Raw genomic sequence first — 19,154 nt, forward strand, 5'->3', positions numbered from 1 at the left:
TTGAAAGCTTAGAGTCCAATCCAAGCACAAAGTTTTGAAAATTCGCGTAGCTTTTCTAAAAAGCTCAACCATATTTAACTTTTTGCCACCCTATTTTCTTTAGCCTATTCCATGCTTTCACAGCTTTTTGATATACCTAGTTTTTTAATGAGCAATTAACAAGCAAAACCACCAACTATAAAATTAAAAATATTAAATTAAGACCAATAAAAACAATTATTTAATATTACCATTAAGTATAAATACTTATAGGTGCTATAAAAAAGCTTAAGATTCACATCACTTAAGTATAAAATACTCCGCTTGTTCAACCTTTAGCCATGATTAGGTTAATAAGGCCTTTATATGCTTGCATTCTTTTCTCGATTAAGCTTAGTCACTAAGATTATTATCGCCATTATTCTAGGGATAGGCGTTGCATTACTATTTCCGAACGTTACGCCTTACTTAAGTTTATTTGGTGAGCTTTTCATTAAAGCCTTAAAGTCGGTTGCCCCTATTTTAGTTTTTGTATTGGTGCTTTCTTCTATTGCCAACTTCCAAGTGGGTCATAGCGCCAATTTACGCCCAGTTTTACTACTGTACGTTATAGGTATGTTGTTAGCCGCTTTTAGTGCTGTTATTGCAAGTTTATCTTTTCCAAGCACTCTTTACCTCAACACGGTTTCTCATAATAATTTACAAGCGCCTGGTAGTCTCGCAGATATATTAAAAAACTTGCTTTTAAGCTTTATTGCGAACCCTGTTCAAGCAATTAGTGAAGCTAACTTTATTGGTATTTTAGCTTGGGCAATTGGCCTAGGTTTAGCTATGCGCCATAGTTCAGATACCACAAAACAAGTGATGCAAGATGTTTCACATGCTGTAAGTGCTATTATTCATAAAGTAATTGCTTTTGCACCAGTCGGTATTTTTGGATTGGTTGCAGTGACCTTTGCTGATGCTGGTCTTGCGACGCTTGAGAGCTATGCACACTTATTAGTGGTGTTATTAGGAACAATGTTATTTGTTGCCCTCGTAGTGAACCCTATTTTAGTAGGTTTAACTATCCGTGGTAATCCATATCCATTAGTTTTTAAATGTTTAAAAGAAAGTGGGATCACTGCATTCTTCACACGAAGCTCAGCAGCAAACATTCCAGTTAACTTGGATTTAGCAGAGCGTTTAGGTGTTAACCCGTCTACAGCTAGTGTGTCTATTCCTTTAGGCGCAACAGTAAATATGGCAGGTGCGGCAGTAACGATTACTGTACTTACATTAGCAACCGTCCATACGCTTGGCATTCATGTTGATTTAGCTACAATGGTTATTTTATCAGTTGTTGCGACTGTATCAGCTTGTGGTGCTTCTGGTGTTGCTGGCGGTTCTTTACTTCTGATTCCAGTAGCTTGTAGTTTATTTGGTATTTCATCAGAAGTAGCAATGCAAGTTGTGGCCGTTGGTATGATTATCAGTGTATTGCAAGACTCTACAGAAACAGCCCTTAACTCATCTACAGATGTATTATTTACCGCAGCTGTAGATATTCGCTCTAAGCAAGCGTCTTAAACAAAATGCCATTTCAACGTCTACCAAACTGGTTCCAACTTGGAGCCTTTTTGCTGGCATTTAATGCCGGAATGATAAATGTATTAGGGTTAATTACTCTTTTGCATCAATCTATTTCACATATGACTGGCAACGTTAGTATGCTGGCTATGAGTTTGGTAGAGTGGCAACCAGAACATATCATTTTTTTACTTCTGGTGATTATTTGTTATGTTTGCGGTTCATTTTATAGTGGTTTTATTTTAGGTAGCAGTCATTTTCGACTAGGTCGTCGTTATGGCTTACCTTTGAGCCTTGTTGCCTTATTCATTTTCCTTTGCTGGCTATTGCTTCCTTATTTTCCACGCTATGGATTATTATGGGCTTGTACGGCAATGGGGTTACAAAATGCGATGGTAAGCCACTACAAAGGAACGATTATTCGCACTACTCATCTATCTGGTGTGCTGACTGATATTGGTTTAGCACTTGGATATAAAGCCAGAGGCTTAATTGTAGAAAATCGACGTATTGTTTTACATTTACTTATTCTTGCTGGCTTCCTGCTGGGTGGAATTCTTGCCGCTTCAGTACATCCATATTTGAAACTACAATCATTTTTATTGCCAGCAATTTTAAGCTTAGCCTTAAGTATTTCTTACTGGATAGTTTATCTCTATAGTACTTCAACTTCACAAAAGGACTAAGACATGGTTAAAAATGCCTTACAAGCACAGCTATTAAAAGCTGGTTTAGTTGATAATAAAAAAGCAAAAAAATTAACAAAGCAAGCTCATCACGAACAACGTCTTGGGCTAAGTAATGAAGCTGAAATCAAAGCAAATATTGAAAAAGCTCAACAAGAAAAGTTAGCTAAAGATCAGGCTTTAAATTTAGAAAAACAGAAACAGCTTGAAGAAAAAGCACTTAAAGCATCAATCATTCAGATGATTAAACAACATAAAATTACTGATTTTGCTGGTGATGTGGCTTATCAGTTTATTGATGAAAATAAAATCAAAAAAGTTTATCTATCTCAGCAAGTTTATAATGCACTTGTTGCAGGTAGCCTAGTTATTGCTAAAGATCAAGATCAATACGCCTATCTTCCAAAAGCTTTAGGTGAAAAAATTGATCAAAAAATGCAAGGCTTCATTTTGATTAATAATGCTGAGAAAAACGAACAAGCCACTGATGAGGAAGATCCATATGCAGCATATGTTATTCCAGATGACTTAATGTGGTAATACGATACTTAGGCCTTTATGATCCAAATCTAAAGGCCTTTTCTAATATGTGTAGCTGTAATAATTTAACAAATGTTCAAAATACTAATAAAAAATACTTAAAGAATAAATTCCTTCACCCTTTATCTATTAATCTCGATATAATGAATAATATTTTTAGTCCTCGCGACGTTCTTGAAGATTTCTTCGAGTCTCCATTTTTGCGTCATGTATTAATTTAAGACGTACAACATTATCAGTTCATGTGTATTTGCATATATTCACAAGATCGAAACCCTAAGTGATATTGATCTAACTGACTTTTTGCAAATTAAATTGCAAAGATTTAATTAAGTGGCTTTTGTCTCAAAGGTAGTAATTCATGCTGAAGTGGTTTGAAAAACTTGTAGATCCCTACCCAACTAAAGGTTTAGATGAACCTTTACCGACTCGTTTTTTTCCATTTGTTTGGCAAGCTACGGAAGGCCTACGCCCTTACTTATTCTTACTTATTCTTTTTACAGCAGGTGCTGCAAGCTTTGAAGCCTTACTTTTTTCAAAGATTGGACAACTCGTAGACTGGTTAAGTAAAAGTCATCCGGAAAGCTTTTTAAGTCAGCATGCTACTGATTTACTCATTTTGATTGCGGTCTTATTTACCAACATCTTTTTTGTAAATCTTCAATCTATTATCAAACATCAAATTTTATATAGTACCTTCCCAATGCGTTTGCGCTGGCGTTTCCATAATCTTTTATTGAAACAAAGCTTGGACTTTTTCCATAATGACTTTGCAGGACGACTTTCTGCCAAGGTTATGCAAACAGCATTAGCAATCCGTGAGTTCTGGATTATTTTGGGTGACATGTTGGCATACGTCAGCATTTACTTCATTACAGTCAGCATTGTACTTGGCGCAATTTCACCAATTTTACTTATTCCACTTTTAGTTTGGTTAAGTCTTTTTTTATTAAGCGCATGGTTCTTCATCCCCCGCTTAAGTAAAGTTTCTCAGCAACAAGCCGATGCTAGAGCGATCATGACGGGCCGCGTAACAGATGCATACACCAACATCCAAACAGTAAAACTATTTGCTCATGCTGGACGTGAAAGCCAATACGCAAAAGCATCTATGAAAGAGTTTATGACTACAGTCTATGCTCAAATGCGTTTAGGTACCCTCTTTGAAGTCAGCATTAATATGTTGTCTGCTGTTTTGTTTGTAGGTGTAATTGGTACCTCTGTTTGGCTATGGACTCAAGGTTTAGCAGCATTAGGTGTAATCGCAGCAACTACTGCAATGATTTTAAAACTTAATAGTATGGCTGAATTTATGATGTGGCATATGTCAGCCTTATTTGAAAATGTTGGAACCATTCAAGATGGTATGCAAACATTAGGTAAAAAAATCAATATTCAAGACAAACCAGATGCAAAACCACTTGCAGTGACCAAAGGTGAGATTGTATTTAAAGATGTAAGCTTTGCTTATAACAATAAAAATGTGATTGATCACTTCAACTTGCATATTAGAGCAGGCGAAAAAATAGGAATCGTGGGCCGTTCTGGCGCAGGAAAGTCTACGCTGATCCAGTTGCTTTTACATTTTTACCATCTTAAGCAAGGTGCCATTTTAATTGATGGTCAAAACATCGAAGATGTAACTCAAGATAGTTTAAGAGCTAATATTGCTTTAGTTACTCAAGATACGTCTTTATTGCATCGCTCAGTTGCAGAAAATATTAAATATGGTCGCCCTGATGCATCTGATGCAGACATGGAGAATGCTGTAAATAAAGCCAAAGCTGCTGAATTTATTCCGCAATTGGTTGATTTAAAAGGACGTAGTGGTTATAACGCTCAAGTAGGTGAACGTGGTGTTAAACTTTCTGGTGGTCAAAGACAGCGTATTGCCATTGCACGTGTATTCTTAAAAGATGCTCCTATTCTTATTTTAGATGAAGCAACTAGTGCATTAGACTCGGAAGTTGAAGCAGCAATCCAGTCAAGTTTAAATGACCTGATGGTTGATAAAACCGTTATTGCAATTGCACACCGTTTATCTACTATTGCACAAATGGATCGTTTAATCGTTCTTGATGAAGGTCGAATTGCTGAGCAAGGAACTCATGAAGAGTTAATTGCGCAAAATGGTATATACGCACAGTTATGGAAACGTCAAACAGGTGGTTTCCTAATTGAACAAAAAGTATTACAGGGTCAAGATTAATGCTTTATTTAGAAGATTTGAAAATTGGTGATCGTTTCATTAGCCGTGAATATGAAATTACCTTAGATGAAATCAAAAAATTCGCAAGCTCCTATGACCCTCAACCCTTCCATATAGATGAAGAACAAGCTAAGCACGATCCAATTTTTCAGGGAATTGCTGCTAGCGGTTGGCATACTTCTGCAATTACTATGCGGTTATGGACGGAATGTATGCCGATTCATGGCGGCCTGATTGGTTCAGAGTCCAGCTTACGGTGGCCACGCCCTACTCGACCAGGTGATAAAATTCATGTTGAAGCAGAAATTTCAGCGATCACACCATCCAAAACAAAATTAGATCGTGGTATTGTAAGTTACGTTACGCAAGCCTTAAATCAAAATGGCGACGTATTACTTATTTCAACAACAAAAATTGTTGTCTTTAAAAAGAATGTTTAAAACATGGTTGATATGATTGTCTAACAGTTTTTATAAACTCAGATTATATTTCATGACAAGATGTGTAAGAAATGCATGTGACAAATTGATGAGAGCAATGGAACGCATATGAAAATTACCTCAGCTCGTCAAGATCAAGGTATTCCGGGTGTCTATGGCTTATTGCTATTAGATGTTGTTTCACGTTGGGGATATAACGATGAAACATTATTTGCTCCATTTCATCTTACTAGTGAGCAACTGGCCGATCCTGATTATCGTATTTCTACACCTGTAGCAAACGAACTAGTTAAACACGCGCTTAATTTAACTGGTGAAACCACGTTGGGTTACCATCTTGGTACTCAAATGCGTATTTCGATTCATGGCTTTATTGGCTATGCGATTATGACAGCCAAAGACATTACTGAAGCAATTGCCCTTGCAGCACGCTTTATTCAACTACGACTACCTTTTTTACAACTCTATTTTTCAACGTTTGGGCCAAAAGCTACCCTACAATTACAGTGTGACATCGAACTTGAACCTCTAAGAACAGAAATCGTTTTAGGTTTGACCATTGGTATTATGAGTATGGCCAAAGCGATTACGGGTATCGAAGATTTAGCTGGTGATGTAGATTTGGACTTTCCTGAACCAGAAGGCTTTGAAAAGTATAGAAATAAACTAAGCAGCACAATTCGCTTCAACCAGCCACATCTGATTTCAAGTTTTGATAAAAAATACTTAGGAATTAAATTAGTTAATGCTGATCCTATCGCAAGTCAGGTTGCTATTAATCAGTGCGAAGCAGAACTTTCCGCTTTAGGTGAGCGCCGTCGTTTAGCAATGCGAGTTCGTGATATTTTAAGTAATTCTGAACAACATTATTTAAGCATTGAAAATGTAGCTGAATGTCTACACATGTCAGACCGCACACTAAAGCGCCAATTAGCAGCGGAAGGAACATCATTTTCAACTTTAGTTGATGAAGTACGCTATCGACACGCAACATCTCTGCTTTCACGTACAGATTATAGTCTTGAGCAAATTGCAGATGAACTTGGCTATTCGGACGTTGCAAATTTTAGCCGTGCTTTTAAACGCTGGAGTGGCCGTAGCCCAAGCAACTGGCGTAAAGACCCATACTTATAATGTTTAAAACTATTGGACACAAGCTTAAGGAGTTACCATGAATCATCCTTCGGAACTGAAGTATGCACGTACACATGAGTGGGTAAAGATTGAGGGTGATCTTGTTATTACAGGCATTACCGATCATGCACAAGATGAACTTGGCGATTTGGTTTACGTTGAAACTCCGGAAGTTGGGAGTAAAGTTACTGCTGGCGAACAAGCTGGTGTGGTTGAATCAGTAAAAACTGCTTCTGACATCCATGCTCCTGTCTCAGGCACTGTAGTAGAAGTAAATATTGACCTTGAAGATGATCCTGATTTTGTAAATGACGATCCATATGGAAAAGGCTGGATTTATAAAATCAAACCAGACAATATTGCAGATGTTGAAAAACTTTTAACAAATGCAGAATATGAAGCTGGCTTATAAAAGATAGCTATATCTTTTCATATTTAATAAAAACCAGTTTAGTCTTAAACTGGTTTTTTTATCCATTCAAAATCTATTCAAATTCAGTTTTACGAATCGGTGACTTCTATGACAAAGCTTGTTGTATTCTCTGGCGCTGGCATGAGTGCTGAAAGTGAAATTAGCACTTTTCGTGACAGTAATGGTCTATGGGAAAATTACGACATCCAACAAGTTGCCACACCTGAAGCATGGCAAAAGAACCCTGCTCTAGTTCAACGCTTTTATAATGAGCGACGTAAAAATATTTTAGAGGCTGAACCTAACGAAGCTCATCACTATATTGCCAAACTACAAGACTACTTCGACGTACAAGTGATTACTCAAAATATTGATGATTTACATGAACGGGCTGGAAGTTCTAACGTTTTACATTTGCATGGAAATATTCGTTTAGCGAAAAGCTCTGGCCCGAATGCACAATTTACAACACAGTTTTACGATATTAATGGTTGGAAGCTAGATTTAGAACAAGACTTTTGCCCAGATGGCTATCCGCTACGTCCACATGTAGTCTGGTTCGGTGAAGCTGTACCTGCTTATGAAGAAGCAATTCAATTAGTACAGAGTGCAGATATTTTTATTGTGATCGGCTCGACATTAAGCGTATATCCAGTTGCAGCTTTAGTTCATGAAATTTCAAATCAATGTAAAGCCTACTATATAGATCCAAATGCTGATCATCTGCGTGTTCCCCACCAATATGAATTATTAAAGATGTCAGCGACTCAAGGAATGCATAGACTTTTTGAAAATTTAATCGGCTAATTGCTATTTATAGACACTAAATAAGCCCAACGTGAATAAAAAAAATTATTAATTGAACAAAAAATTGTCGATTTTTTTAACTTTATTCTAAATTTCTATACATTTTTTTTGACTAATAGCCTATTTATAACTCTATATCGATTTAATTTTTTTCAGAATGGCGTTTTTTTGTTGAAAAAATTTTAAAAAATAAATATTAAAAAATTATAAGTTAATGATTAATATTATAATTTTATATTTATAAAATCAATTTATTTCAAGTTACACAATGATACAAAAGTACAATATAAAAATAACAGTGCAAAAAAATCTTTTGTGGTTGAATCTCAACCTCTTGGATGCCGTACAAGAAAACAGCGACCTGGATTAGGTTACAATCACGGATTATGGATATAAGGACACACATCCATTATGAGTTATTTTGATCCCACCCTCATCATGTTTATGGTGTACATCGTAGCAATGGTTCTTATCGGCTTATTTGCCTACCGTGCTACAAGCGACTTCTCAGATTATATTCTCGGTGGTCGTAGTTTAGGCAGTTTCGTAACTGCATTATCCGCAGGCGCATCAGACATGAGTGGTTGGTTGCTCATGGGTTTACCAGGCGCGATTTATCTTTCTGGTTTATCTGAAGCGTGGATTGCAATTGGTCTTATTATCGGTGCTTGGCTTAACTGGCTACTGGTTGCTGGTCGATTACGCGTTCATACTGAAGTCCAAAATAATGCACTCACGTTGCCAGATTATTTTACAAGTCGTTTTGACGATCAGAAAAAAGTACTTCGTATTTTCTCTGCCGTTATCATCTTGGTTTTCTTCGCAATTTATTGTGCTTCAGGCATGGTAGCAGGCGCCCGTTTATTTGAAAATTTATTCGGAATGTCATACACCACTGCTATTTGGCTCAGCGCAATTGCAACCATCAGTTATGTTTGTATCGGTGGATTCTTAGCGATTAGCTGGACAGATACATTCCAAGCTGGCCTAATGATTTTTGCTTTGTTATTAACACCAATTGTAACTTATCTTGCAATTGGCGATACAACACAATTTGTGACACTCATTGAAACTGCTCGTCCACATGCATTTAATATTATTTCAGATTTAAGTGTAGTGGCAGTTTTATCTTCCATGGCATGGGGTTTGGGTTACTTTGGTCAACCACATATCCTTGTACGTTTCATGGCTGCTGACTCTGTAAAATCAATCCCTGCTGCTCGTCGTATTGGCATGACTTGGATGATCCTGTGTTTAGTTGGTGCTGTCGGTGCTGGTTTCTTCGGTATTGCCTACTTCCAGCAACACCCTGAATTAGCAGCAGTTGTAAGCAAAAACCCTGAAACTGTATTTATGGAATTGACTAAAATCTTATTCAATCCATGGATTGTAGGTATCATTCTGGCTGCGATTTTAGCTGCTGTGATGAGTACATTGAGCTGCCAGCTTTTGGTATGTTCAAGTGCGCTAACAGAAGATTTGTACAAAGGCTTCATTCGTAAAAATGCATCTCAAAAAGAGCTTGTATGGGTTGGCCGTGTCATGGTTCTTGCGATTGCTGTTCTTGCGATTGCTCTTGCTGGTAACCCAGACAGTAAAGTTCTTGGCCTTGTTGCTTATGCATGGGCTGGTTTCGGTGCTGCATTTGGTCCGCTTATCATCTTGTCATTGTTCTGGAAACGTATGAATTTACAAGGTGCACTAGCGGGTATGATCGTTGGTGCAGTTGTAGTGATTGGTTGGAAAAATCTTTTCGCAGACACTGGTGTTTACGAGATTATTCCAGGCTTTATCCTTGCATTTATCAGCATCATTGTAGTGAGTCTTTTAACTAAAGCGCCAAACACGACAGTAACCGGCCGCTTTGAAAAAGCAGATGAACTCTACAAAGAAAGCGTATAAGTTATTGAAATAAATCAAGGGGCTTCGGCCCCTTTATTTATTTTTAATTTTGATTTTAATTTTTGAAGTATCTTTTACAACTTGCATGACTGGATAACTACGAGTCTCTTTTACCCCCGGCAATTGCCACAGCACCTGTCCCGCAATCCGTCTAAATTCTTCCATACTGCCACTTCGTAATTTAATTAAAAAATCAAAGCCACCGCTCACCATATGACATTCAACAATTTCTGGATAGTGAACCACAGCATCAATAAACTCATCTAAAACATTGGGTGTTGTTTTATCTAATAGCACCTCTACGAACACCAAAAAATTTGCATTTAACTTGATTGGATTCAATTTCGCTTCATATCCCAAAATGAAATCATCCTTTGTCAACTTCTGCACTCGAGCCATAACAGCAGTTGGCGACAAGTTAACAAGTTCGGCTAATTTACTATTAGAAATTCGCCCATCTGTTTGAAGAATATCCAAAATTTTTAAATCAGTACGGTCAAGGCTTAATATTGGGCCATTCATCTGAATTTTCCTCTAAAAAATGGGCTAAATATAGTGAGTTATTCGGTGTTTCTTCTGTAATGATAAATTATCTAAACCTCTCTACTCAAGATGAGTTTACGAGAGCTGGTTGGCGGAAACTGATATGAACACAATGGATACTTTTCATCAAATGGATAAATCTCACCAAGGCTATATCACCGAATTTAACGATAAAAGTGAGTTTGAACAACGCATCAATACAGCTTGGCGACGTGCTGAACCAGAAGCTGTAGAAGAGCTATTACAAGCTGCCGCGGTATCTGATGATTTAGATCATAAAATTTATGACCTTGCTTTTAATCTTGCCAATAATTTACGTGAACGTAAGACCTCTTCGGGCAAAGCAGGTATTGTTCAAGGATTATTACAAGAATTCTCTCTTTCTTCACAAGAAGGCGTGGCGCTTATGTGTCTTGCCGAAGCTTTGCTTCGTATTCCAGACTCAGCAACACGTGATTTGCTTATTCGAGATAAAATCAATCAAGGTAACTGGAAAGAACATGTTGGCCAAAGCAGCTTAATGTTTGTAAATGCTGCAGCATGGGGCCTCATGTTAACTGGTAAGCTCATGGAAACTCCTAAGCAAACCAGTCTTTCAAGTGTACTTACTGGCCTTTTAGCACGCAGTGGACGTGGCATCATTCGTAAAGCTGTTGACGTTGCAATGCGTATGATGGGTGAACAGTTTGTAACTGGTGAAACCATTGAAGAAGCTGTAGATCATGCGAAAGTACTCGAAGACAAAGGTTTCCGCTATTCTTACGATATGTTAGGTGAAGCAGCCTTAACCGAACATGATGCTGAACGCTACTTTAACGATTACACACAAGCCATTCATGCAATTGGTAAAGCATCTAATGGTAAAGGCGTTTATGATGGTCCGGGTATTTCAATTAAGCTTTCTGCTTTACACCCTCGCTATCAACGCGCGCAAATTGAACGTGTTCATCAAGAACTTTACGGCAAAGTATTTGAACTCGCTCGTTTGGCTAAAAAGTACAATATTGGCTTAAATATCGATGCCGAAGAATCAGAACGTTTAGAAATTTCTCTTGAGTTACTAGAACGTCTTTGCTTCGAGCCAGAACTTGCAAACTGGAAAGGTATTGGCTTCGTTATTCAAGCTTACCAAAAACGCTGTTTCTTCGTGGTTGATTATATTATTGACCTTGCTAAACGCAGCCAAAAGCGTCTCATGATTCGCCTTGTGAAAGGTGCATATTGGGATAGCGAAATTAAGAAAGCGCAAATCGAAGGTATGGATGACTACCCTGTCTTTACCCGTAAAGTACATACGGATTTATCTTATATCGCGTGTGCTAAAAAACTACTTGCAGCACCTGAGTTCATCTATCCGCAATTTGCAACTCATAATGCTCAAACATTGGCAACGATCTATCATTTAGCGGATCCAAGCAAATATTATGCTGGTCAATATGAATTCCAATGCTTACATGGCATGGGCGAACCGCTTTATGAACAAGTTGTTGGTCCACGTGAGCAAAATAAATTAGGCGTACCATGCCGTATTTATGCTCCTGTTGGTAACCATGAAACTTTGTTAGCTTATTTAGTTCGTCGTTTACTCGAAAATGGCGCGAATACTTCATTCGTTAACCGTATTGCCGATAAAACACTTAAAGTTGAAGATCTTATCCAGTCTCCAATTTATGATATTCGTCATGCAGCTAAGCTTGAAGGTTCAGTTGGTTTAAAACACCCATCTATTCCTCTACCTTTAGATATGTACGGAACACTTCGTAAAAACTCTAAAGGTTATGACTTAGCAAATGACACCCCACTTGCAGCTTTAGATAGCACAGCTCAAGAATTACGTAATCGTATTTGGCAAAGTCATCCATTATTGGCAAATAACGAGTCGTTAGAGCAAGGTCATTCTGTTGCAATTACAAACCCAGCACAAAATGATGAAATTGTTGGTTATGTGCAAGAAGCTGATCTTAAGCATGTTGAAATTGCGCTTAATGCAGCTGAACAAGCTCAATCAGAATGGTCAAATACGCCTAAAGAACAGCGTGCTCAATACTTAAAATGTGCAGCTGACCTAATGGAAAGTCGCATTCAAGAATTGATGGTTTTACTTTGCCGTGAAAGCGGGAAAACTTATGCCAATGCCATTGCAGAAGTTCGTGAAGCTGTAGATTTCCTACGTTACTACGCAACTCAAGTTGAGAATCTTCCTGCAAATACAGCTATTCAGCCTTTAGGTACTGTACTTTGTATTAGCCCGTGGAACTTCCCTCTTGCAATTTTCTCTGGTCAAATTGCTGCAGCATTAGTCAGTGGTAACTGCGTTATTGCTAAACCTGCTGAACAAACCCCATTAATCGCTGCTCAAGCCGTTCAGATTTTATGGGAAGCTGGTATTCCACATGGTGCTGTACAGCTACTTCCTGGCCGCGGTGAAACAGTAGGTGCTCAGCTTAGCCAAGATAGCCGTATCGATGGCATCATGTTTACTGGTTCAACTGAAGTTGCAAAAATTTTACAGAAAACCGTTGCGAAACGTTTATCTGAAAATGGTCAATCGATTCCTCTCATTGCAGAGACTGGCGGTCAAAATGCAATGATTGTGGATTCATCAGCATTAACTGAACAAGTCGTACTCGATGTTGTAAGTTCCGCTTTTGATAGCGCGGGTCAACGTTGCTCTGCTTTACGTATTTTATGTGTGCAAGAAGACAGCGCTGCAACCGTAATTAAAATGCTTAAAGGTGCAATGCAACAGTTAATTGTAGGTAACCCTGCAATTTTAAAAACTGACATTGGTCCTGTGATTGATGAAGAAGCAAAACGAACGATTGATCAACACATACAGAAAATGAAGTCGAAAGGCTATCCAGTACATCAGTTGATGTTCGGGGCAACAAGTCAGAATGAACTAGATAAAGGAACCTTTGTTGTACCAACAGCAATTGAACTCCCTAACCTTGATGACTTGCAACGCGAAGTTTTTGGTCCAGTTCTACACATCATTACCTATAAGTATGGCGAGCTTGAGCAGTTGATCTCACGTATTAATGCCAAAGGTTATGGTTTAACAATGGGTCTACATACCCGTATTGATGAAACCATTCAAACGGTCATTCAACATGCTGAAGTTGGTAACCTTTATATCAACCGTAATATTGTTGGTGCTGTCGTTGGTGTACAACCATTCGGTGGTGAAGGTTTATCTGGTACAGGCCCGAAAGCTGGTGGTCCGCTTTACATGTATCGCTTGATGCAGCAGTGTTCAAACAAAGTATTGGCAACACCATTTGCTATGAAGACTGAGCAAACTGCTTTTGAAGGCTTTAACCGTGAGGTTTATCAGAGCTTACAAAATTGGGCAAAACAACATTTACCACAAGCAAATCGCGAAATTGAACCATTTGGTGTTGGTAAATTTTATGAGTTACAAGGCCCTACTGGGGAAAGTAACCAATATATTATTTTGCCACGTCATCGTGTTCTTTCTATCGCTGATACAGAACAAAATCAGTTGCATCAGTTACTCGCAATTTTTGCAGTGGGTAGCCAAGCGGCCGTAATGCCAAATAGTCCGTTATTGGCAAAATACAAACAAACATTGCCAAAAGATGTGCTTGCTGCAATTACTACAGTTAAAAATATCGCATCAGATGATTTTGATGCAGTTTTACATCATGGTAATCGCGAAGAGATCTTCTCATTACAGCAAGAGATTGCTACTCGCTCTGGTGCAATTGTCGGTATTACCCATGTTGAACCAAATGAGGCTATTCCACTTGAGCGTTTAGTGATTGAACGTGCAATTAGTGTGAATACAGCTGCAGCTGGTGGTAACGCAAGCTTAATGACAATGACTGATTAATACCTAAGTTTCAAAAAAAGCCCAAATCTCAGTATTTGGGCTTTTTTATTTAATCGAGTAATCTATTCTTAAATATATAAACTTTATCAATTCGAGATTCGAATAATGGTCTTTTTAGAACCAGAAAAATATCAACAAAGATGCGCTCAACTTTTTAATTCATATCACAAAGCTATTTGCGCCCTTCTACCATTTGCCAAAATTGAGCATATTGGTTCTTCCGCTATACCGAATGCAATTTCAAAAGGTGATTTAGATATTTATATTGAAGTTATACCTGAGCAATTTGAATTCGCAATAGAACAATTAAAAACACTTAACTTTATCGAAAAACAAAACACATTAAGAACACATGAGCTTTGTATGCTCGAATCACTCAACAATGATGATGTAGCTTTTCAAATTGTAGTCACGGATTCAGTATTTACATTTTTCTTAACATTTAAAAATAAGCTTATAAGCTCACCCACATTGGTCAATGAATATAATCAATTAAAATTACAGTGTAGCCATTTAGACCCCGATCAATATAGAACAATAAAATCAGACTTTATTAATCGCGTTTTAAATCATCTCTAGTTTAGGTACCTCCTTTTCTCTTATGAATATCTGGTTAAAATTGGCTCCTGTAAGTTCAATTTTTTTGATACCATTCAATATTTGATTCTGTCTAAATTTTCTTTGTCTATGACCTCTTCTTATCGTCAACAACTTCAAGCTAAAATTGAACGCATTACTACTCAATTTTCTGAATTTACACCACCTACATTAGAAGTGTTTGAATCACCTGAACAACATTTCCGTATGCGTGCTGAATTTCGTATCTGGCATACAGAAAATGATATGTTCTATGCCATGTTTGAGCGTAACGATGACGACAAGCAAAAAACCGTTGTACGCATTGATGAGTTTCCAATTGCAGATCAAAGCATCAATGATTTAATGCCAAAACTCTTGGAAGAACTTAAGGCTGAGCCTAAGCTCTCTAACCGTTTATTTGAAGCTGACTTCCTCGCAACACTTAGCGGAGAAATGTTGGTTACCCTAATTTATCATCGTAAACTGGATCAAGAATGGGAACAAGCCGCTAAAGCGCTTGCCTATAAATTAGATATTAAGATTATGGGCCGTAGTCGTGGCCAGAAAATTGTTATTGGCGATGATTTCGTCGTTGAAGAATTCGAACTTTTAAATCGTTCATTTAAATATAAACAAATCGAAAGTAGCTTTACCCAACCTAATGCACAAGTTTGCAAAAAAATGCTGCAATGGGCATGCGATGCAGCTGAAGGATCAAAGAAACACTTATTAGAACTCTATTGTGGTAATGGTAATTTTACGCTTCCACTCTCTTTAAAGTTCGAACGAGTACTCGCGACTGAACTTGCAAAATCATCTGTTTATGCTGCTCAATGGAACATTGAACAAAACCAAATCGATAATATTCAAGTAGCACGTCTCTCGGCTGAAGAATTTACTCAAGCTTATCAAGGTGAGCGCGAATTCCGCCGTCTACAAGAAGCGAATATTGATATTCAAAGCTATGACTTTGACACCGTATTTGTAGATCCACCGCGTGCAGGAATTGATGATGAGACTTTAAAACTTCTACAAGGTTTTGAACATATTATCTACATTTCATGTAACCCTGACACGCTATATGAAAATTTAAAAACGCTCAGTCAAACTCATCGATTGACTAAATTCGCCTTATTTGATCAGTTCCCTTATACACATCATGTAGAATCTGGTGTTTTACTTGAGAAGATTTAAACAAAATCTTTCATTGTAAAGTTTTAAATAAGGAGGCTACATACCTCCTTATTTTTTAACGTTTTATTAGTTAAGTATTTAAATTTTCAAAAAATATCAAGTCATCTATTCGTCATAATTTCGTTTAACTCAAGCATTCCCATCGAAAATTCTCGAGTTCAAGTGGTGGATTTATCACTTATAGAGTCTTGTATTTTATTTTAAATTGGCTATATTTCGAGCTATGTTAGGTTGTATATGAAGGCTCTATGAGTTTTTGGCAAAAGCTGTTCTTGGCAGATCAACAGCATAACGAGCATAAAAACCAAACTGCTTGTGTTGAAAATGACTGCTCATGTAAAACTAATGAACAACTTCTAAGTGCACTTGCACAAGCAACAGATGAAGATGTCATTAAGGGAATTAAAAAAGTTCTTATTTCCCGTGGTTATAGCCGAAAAGAGTTAAATGAACTCACTCAAAAACCGTCTATTCATTAATTAAAAAGCCAGTCTTGTACTGGCTTTTTTATATTTCACTTTACTGCACAATTGGACTCATCTACCCAACCGACCATTGGTCCCATTTGAAATTGCTGATCGTTCCGATTGTTCTTTTGCATATATAAACTAGAAATAGAACCATCGAGATATAAAGCCTGCTCTACTTTAAGATTTCTTTGAAAAAACTTGGCAAAATTGTAAAAACTCACACGATTCTTAGATATTACAAAGTAGAGTTTATTATCTCGAATACCAACTCCATTACGAATTTTCTTTGATTGAGAGTCTGGTAAAAAAAGGGAATTTATCTTTCCATCAATAACTAACATTGGCCCAGATTGGGTTGCATAATCAACTTTCAAATTTTGTAGGCTATATTGTGGCGTAGTTAAAACAAAGGCCTGTTTTTTATTCCAAGCTACTACCCCATTCGGCTGTAAAAAGAAATTTCCCAATCCTTTATGCTCATTTAAGGGCTGAACTACCTTAGCTCGTTCAATATACAACCCTACTGGAGAAAATCCTAAATGAAACATCCCCACATTCATTGCAAAGCTAAGCTGCTCACACTGCTTTAATTGTTCCTCAATATTGTTAAAGCTTTTATAGTATTGCTGATTATTAGGATTCTTTAAAAACAAGCGTAATGCTTTAAATTCGCTGATCGAGATCACATCGTATTGGTCACCTTCCACCGTTTTAATCTGCTGATGCGCTATAGCATATGCGGCCTGAAACAAAAGCCCATACAAAGCGAAGCACCCAACTACCCATTTCATTGAATAACACCTGACATGACATTTTTCCTTCATATTAAGTTCTTAAATTATATACAAGAAATATAAATAGATTGGATATGCATCAAATTCCTTCATTCGACGTAATCAATACACTGCAAATTGCTGATATTGGTTATAATGTTTAGCAGCTTTTCAATAAAAGCCATTTACACTTTATTGGATCAGCGTAAGCATGCAACAACTGAATAAACGCTACCCTTTAGGGGCTCACCTCATCGTAAAGCATCTCGGCTATAGCCATCATGGTATATATGCAGGGAGAGGTCGAGTTATCCATTATTCCGGCTTAGCTCATTTCATCAAAAAACGCCCGATTGAAATCACTTCAATAGATGCTTTCTCGCATGGCAAAAAAATACACGTCCGTTCTTATGACAAACCTCGTTATAAAGGAAAGATTGTTGTTCGCCGAATGCGTTCACGTATGCATGAAAATCACTATCATTTGATTATTAATAACTGTGAACATCTATGCAGTTGGGCAATTACGGGTATTGAAAGTAGCACTCAAGTTGAACGTATGATGCATCGTTTAACGACTATTGGCTATGTAAGCTCAATCATGAGCTATATGAATGGTATGATGTTGACCGTTGCAACTACATGTTTTGCTCTGGTTCTGTATATTAAAAAGAAACTACGTGATCAAGCAAAAAGAAAAGTTCCTACTTACCAGTTCTTAAGAGAAAAATCTCAGAAAAGAAATATCGATCCTTCAGCGCCTTTAGTATTTATAGATCCAGATAAAAAAGAGCCAATCTAAATAAAAAAGCCCTCATATTTGAGGGCTTTTTAGAAAACTTATAGCTTATTTTTTAGCTGCATTAGCAGCAGTTGCTTCAGTGGTAATGTTTACAGTGATCTTATCGCCAACATTAGGCACATAACTTCCTAAACCAAAGTCAGAACGCTTGAATGAAGTTGTCGCATTAAAACCAATTGCTGGAACTTTAGCCATTGGATGCTCGCCTTGCTTGTTTAAAACAGCGTTAAGTACAACTGGCTTAGTTACGCCTTTAACAGTTAAGTCACCAGTAATTTTAAAGTGCTTTTTGTCTTTGGTTTCAACTTTAGTACTTTTAAACGTAATATTTGGATATTTAGCAGCATTAAACCAAGCTTCTTCTTGGAACTCTTTATCTAAAGCAGGTACGTTTGTATTTACACTGCTTAAAGGAATAGTCACATTTACAGATGAGTTTGCTGGTTTAGCATTATCAACTTTAATTACACCTTGGATATCCGAGAAGTTAGCGCTTGGAGTAGAGAAACCAAAGTGATTCCATGAGAAAACAGTAGCTGTATGTGTTGGGTCAATTTTGTAGTCTACTGGTGCAGCTAAAGTAACTGAACTAGCCAATGCTACTGCCAAACCGAAGCTTAATGTTTTAAGATGCATTTTTCGTATCCTTTATTGATATAGTCGTTAGTGTATACATCAAGTAATTTAATTCACCATTCTTTATAAAACGATATGTTTCATCCATGCAACAATAAAAGCGTTACAGTTGTTATTCAAAAACAATATTATAAAGTTTAGATATTCTTCTATTCGAAGCTTCAGATTTATTAATTTTTATTACGATTTTATTGATGAATAACAAGGTAAAACATGGTTAATACAGCCCAAGCACAAAGTACTTCTACCCCATATCGAGTAACTCTTACCGATCCTTCAGGTCATCAATGGTTTGCAGATGAACCAGCTGATAAAGGTGGACAAGATACAGCTCCGAACCCGGTTCAGCTTTTATTATCCGCTTTAGGAGCTTGTACCACCATTACTTTAGAAATGTATGCGAATCTTAAAGGTATTAAGCTTGAGCATGTTCAAGTGGATTTAGCATTAAACCCTAATGGCGAACCTGAAAAAGGCCAAAATAATATTGAACAAAAAATTACACTCAAAGGTGAATTTACTGAAGACCAGCATAAGCGATTACTAAAAGTTGCAGAGAATTGCCCTATTCATAAGTTATTAACTTCTCAAATTAATATCCAAACAGAACTCACTATTTAACT

General features: G+C 37.2%; 18 protein-coding genes. 15 read left to right on the top strand and 3 right to left on the bottom strand.

The window, feature by feature from the left end:
• Window positions 1-345 precede the first annotated feature (345 nt).
• From sstT to putP, 9 genes are all read left to right on the top strand, one after another.
• Window positions 346-1,548, top strand: coding sequence for a serine/threonine transporter SstT (gene sstT, locus F928_RS13925; protein ID WP_002121409.1), 1,203 nt, complete (start codon window positions 346-348; stop codon window positions 1,546-1,548).
• Window positions 1,549-1,553: 5 nt separating this feature from the next.
• Window positions 1,554-2,234, top strand: a complete 681-nt coding sequence (locus F928_RS13930; protein ID WP_002121399.1) for a YoaK family protein — start codon at window positions 1,554-1,556, stop codon at window positions 2,232-2,234.
• A gap of 3 nt (window positions 2,235-2,237) precedes the next feature.
• Window positions 2,238-2,774 carry a DUF2058 domain-containing protein gene (gene yaiL / locus F928_RS13935; RefSeq protein ID WP_002121466.1) on the top strand — a complete coding sequence of 179 codons (537 nt, stop codon included), beginning with the start codon at window positions 2,238-2,240 and terminating at the stop codon, window positions 2,772-2,774.
• A 361-nt stretch (window positions 2,775-3,135) separates the two neighbouring features.
• Window positions 3,136-4,983 carry an ABC transporter ATP-binding protein gene (locus F928_RS13940; RefSeq protein WP_002121372.1) on the top strand — a complete coding sequence of 616 codons (1,848 nt, stop codon included), beginning with the start codon at window positions 3,136-3,138 and terminating at the stop codon, window positions 4,981-4,983.
• A complete protein-coding gene (locus F928_RS13945; protein ID WP_002121358.1) occupies window positions 4,983-5,423 on the top strand; it encodes a MaoC family dehydratase in 441 nt (146 codons plus the stop codon). The genes F928_RS13940 and F928_RS13945 overlap by 1 nt, the downstream gene beginning before the upstream one ends.
• Before the next feature lie 108 nt (window positions 5,424-5,531).
• Window positions 5,532-6,557: an AraC family transcriptional regulator gene (locus F928_RS13950; protein ID WP_002121430.1), complete on the top strand. Its 1,026-nt coding sequence runs from the start codon at window positions 5,532-5,534 to the stop codon at window positions 6,555-6,557.
• A 37-nt stretch (window positions 6,558-6,594) separates the two neighbouring features.
• Window positions 6,595-6,969 carry a glycine cleavage system protein GcvH gene (gcvH, locus tag F928_RS13955; RefSeq protein ID WP_002121417.1) on the top strand — a complete coding sequence of 125 codons (375 nt, stop codon included), beginning with the start codon at window positions 6,595-6,597 and terminating at the stop codon, window positions 6,967-6,969.
• A gap of 99 nt (window positions 6,970-7,068) precedes the next feature.
• A complete protein-coding gene (gene npdA / locus F928_RS13960) occupies window positions 7,069-7,776 on the top strand; it encodes an SIR2 family NAD-dependent protein deacylase (RefSeq protein ID WP_080632713.1) in 708 nt (235 codons plus the stop codon).
• Window positions 7,777-8,187: 411 nt separating this feature from the next.
• Entirely contained in the window at window positions 8,188-9,678 is a 1,491-nt protein-coding gene (gene putP / locus F928_RS13965) for a sodium/proline symporter PutP (protein ID WP_002121403.1), read from the top strand.
• A gap of 33 nt (window positions 9,679-9,711) precedes the next feature.
• On the opposite strand, the gene F928_RS13970 is transcribed toward putP, so the two are convergent.
• On the bottom strand, window positions 9,712-10,200 hold the full coding sequence (locus F928_RS13970; RefSeq protein ID WP_002121376.1) for an Lrp/AsnC ligand binding domain-containing protein: 489 nt from the start codon (window positions 10,198-10,200) through the stop codon (window positions 9,712-9,714).
• Between the two features lie 124 nt (window positions 10,201-10,324).
• Here F928_RS13970 and putA point away from each other — a divergent pair, with 124 nt between their 5' ends.
• From putA to F928_RS13990, 4 genes are all read left to right on the top strand, one after another.
• Window positions 10,325-14,077 (top strand): trifunctional transcriptional regulator/proline dehydrogenase/L-glutamate gamma-semialdehyde dehydrogenase, encoded by a 3,753-nt coding sequence (gene putA / locus F928_RS13975; protein ID WP_002121411.1) that lies wholly within the window; start codon window positions 10,325-10,327, stop codon window positions 14,075-14,077.
• 105 nt (window positions 14,078-14,182) lie between these two features.
• Window positions 14,183-14,656, top strand: a complete 474-nt coding sequence (locus tag F928_RS13980; protein WP_005076305.1) for a GrpB family protein — start codon at window positions 14,183-14,185, stop codon at window positions 14,654-14,656.
• 108 nt (window positions 14,657-14,764) lie between these two features.
• Entirely contained in the window at window positions 14,765-15,850 is a 1,086-nt protein-coding gene (gene trmA, locus F928_RS13985; protein WP_002121354.1) for a tRNA (uridine(54)-C5)-methyltransferase TrmA, read from the top strand.
• A 248-nt stretch (window positions 15,851-16,098) separates the two neighbouring features.
• The gene (locus F928_RS13990; protein WP_000011679.1) at window positions 16,099-16,329 is read left to right on the top strand and encodes a hypothetical protein; all 231 of its coding nucleotides are present in this window, start codon (window positions 16,099-16,101) and stop codon (window positions 16,327-16,329) included.
• A gap of 35 nt (window positions 16,330-16,364) precedes the next feature.
• Here F928_RS13990 and F928_RS13995 read toward each other — a convergent pair whose 3' ends face one another.
• Entirely contained in the window at window positions 16,365-17,111 is a 747-nt protein-coding gene (locus F928_RS13995; RefSeq protein ID WP_005076308.1) for a phosphodiester glycosidase family protein, read from the bottom strand.
• A gap of 193 nt (window positions 17,112-17,304) precedes the next feature.
• Here F928_RS13995 and F928_RS14000 point away from each other — a divergent pair, with 193 nt between their 5' ends.
• The gene (locus F928_RS14000; RefSeq protein ID WP_002121452.1) at window positions 17,305-17,895 is read left to right on the top strand and encodes a lecithin retinol acyltransferase family protein; all 591 of its coding nucleotides are present in this window, start codon (window positions 17,305-17,307) and stop codon (window positions 17,893-17,895) included.
• Window positions 17,896-17,940: 45 nt separating this feature from the next.
• On the opposite strand, the gene yceI is transcribed toward F928_RS14000, so the two are convergent.
• Window positions 17,941-18,531: a YceI family protein gene (yceI, locus tag F928_RS14005; RefSeq protein ID WP_005076311.1), complete on the bottom strand. Its 591-nt coding sequence runs from the start codon at window positions 18,529-18,531 to the stop codon at window positions 17,941-17,943.
• Window positions 18,532-18,744: 213 nt separating this feature from the next.
• Between yceI and F928_RS14010 the strand changes: the two genes are divergently transcribed.
• On the top strand, window positions 18,745-19,152 hold the full coding sequence (locus F928_RS14010; protein WP_005076313.1) for an OsmC family protein: 408 nt from the start codon (window positions 18,745-18,747) through the stop codon (window positions 19,150-19,152).
• Window positions 19,153-19,154 lie beyond the last annotated feature (2 nt).

The organism is Acinetobacter pittii ATCC 19004 = CIP 70.29 (genome assembly GCF_000369045.1).
Lineage (GTDB): Bacteria > Pseudomonadota > Gammaproteobacteria > Pseudomonadales > Moraxellaceae > Acinetobacter > Acinetobacter pittii.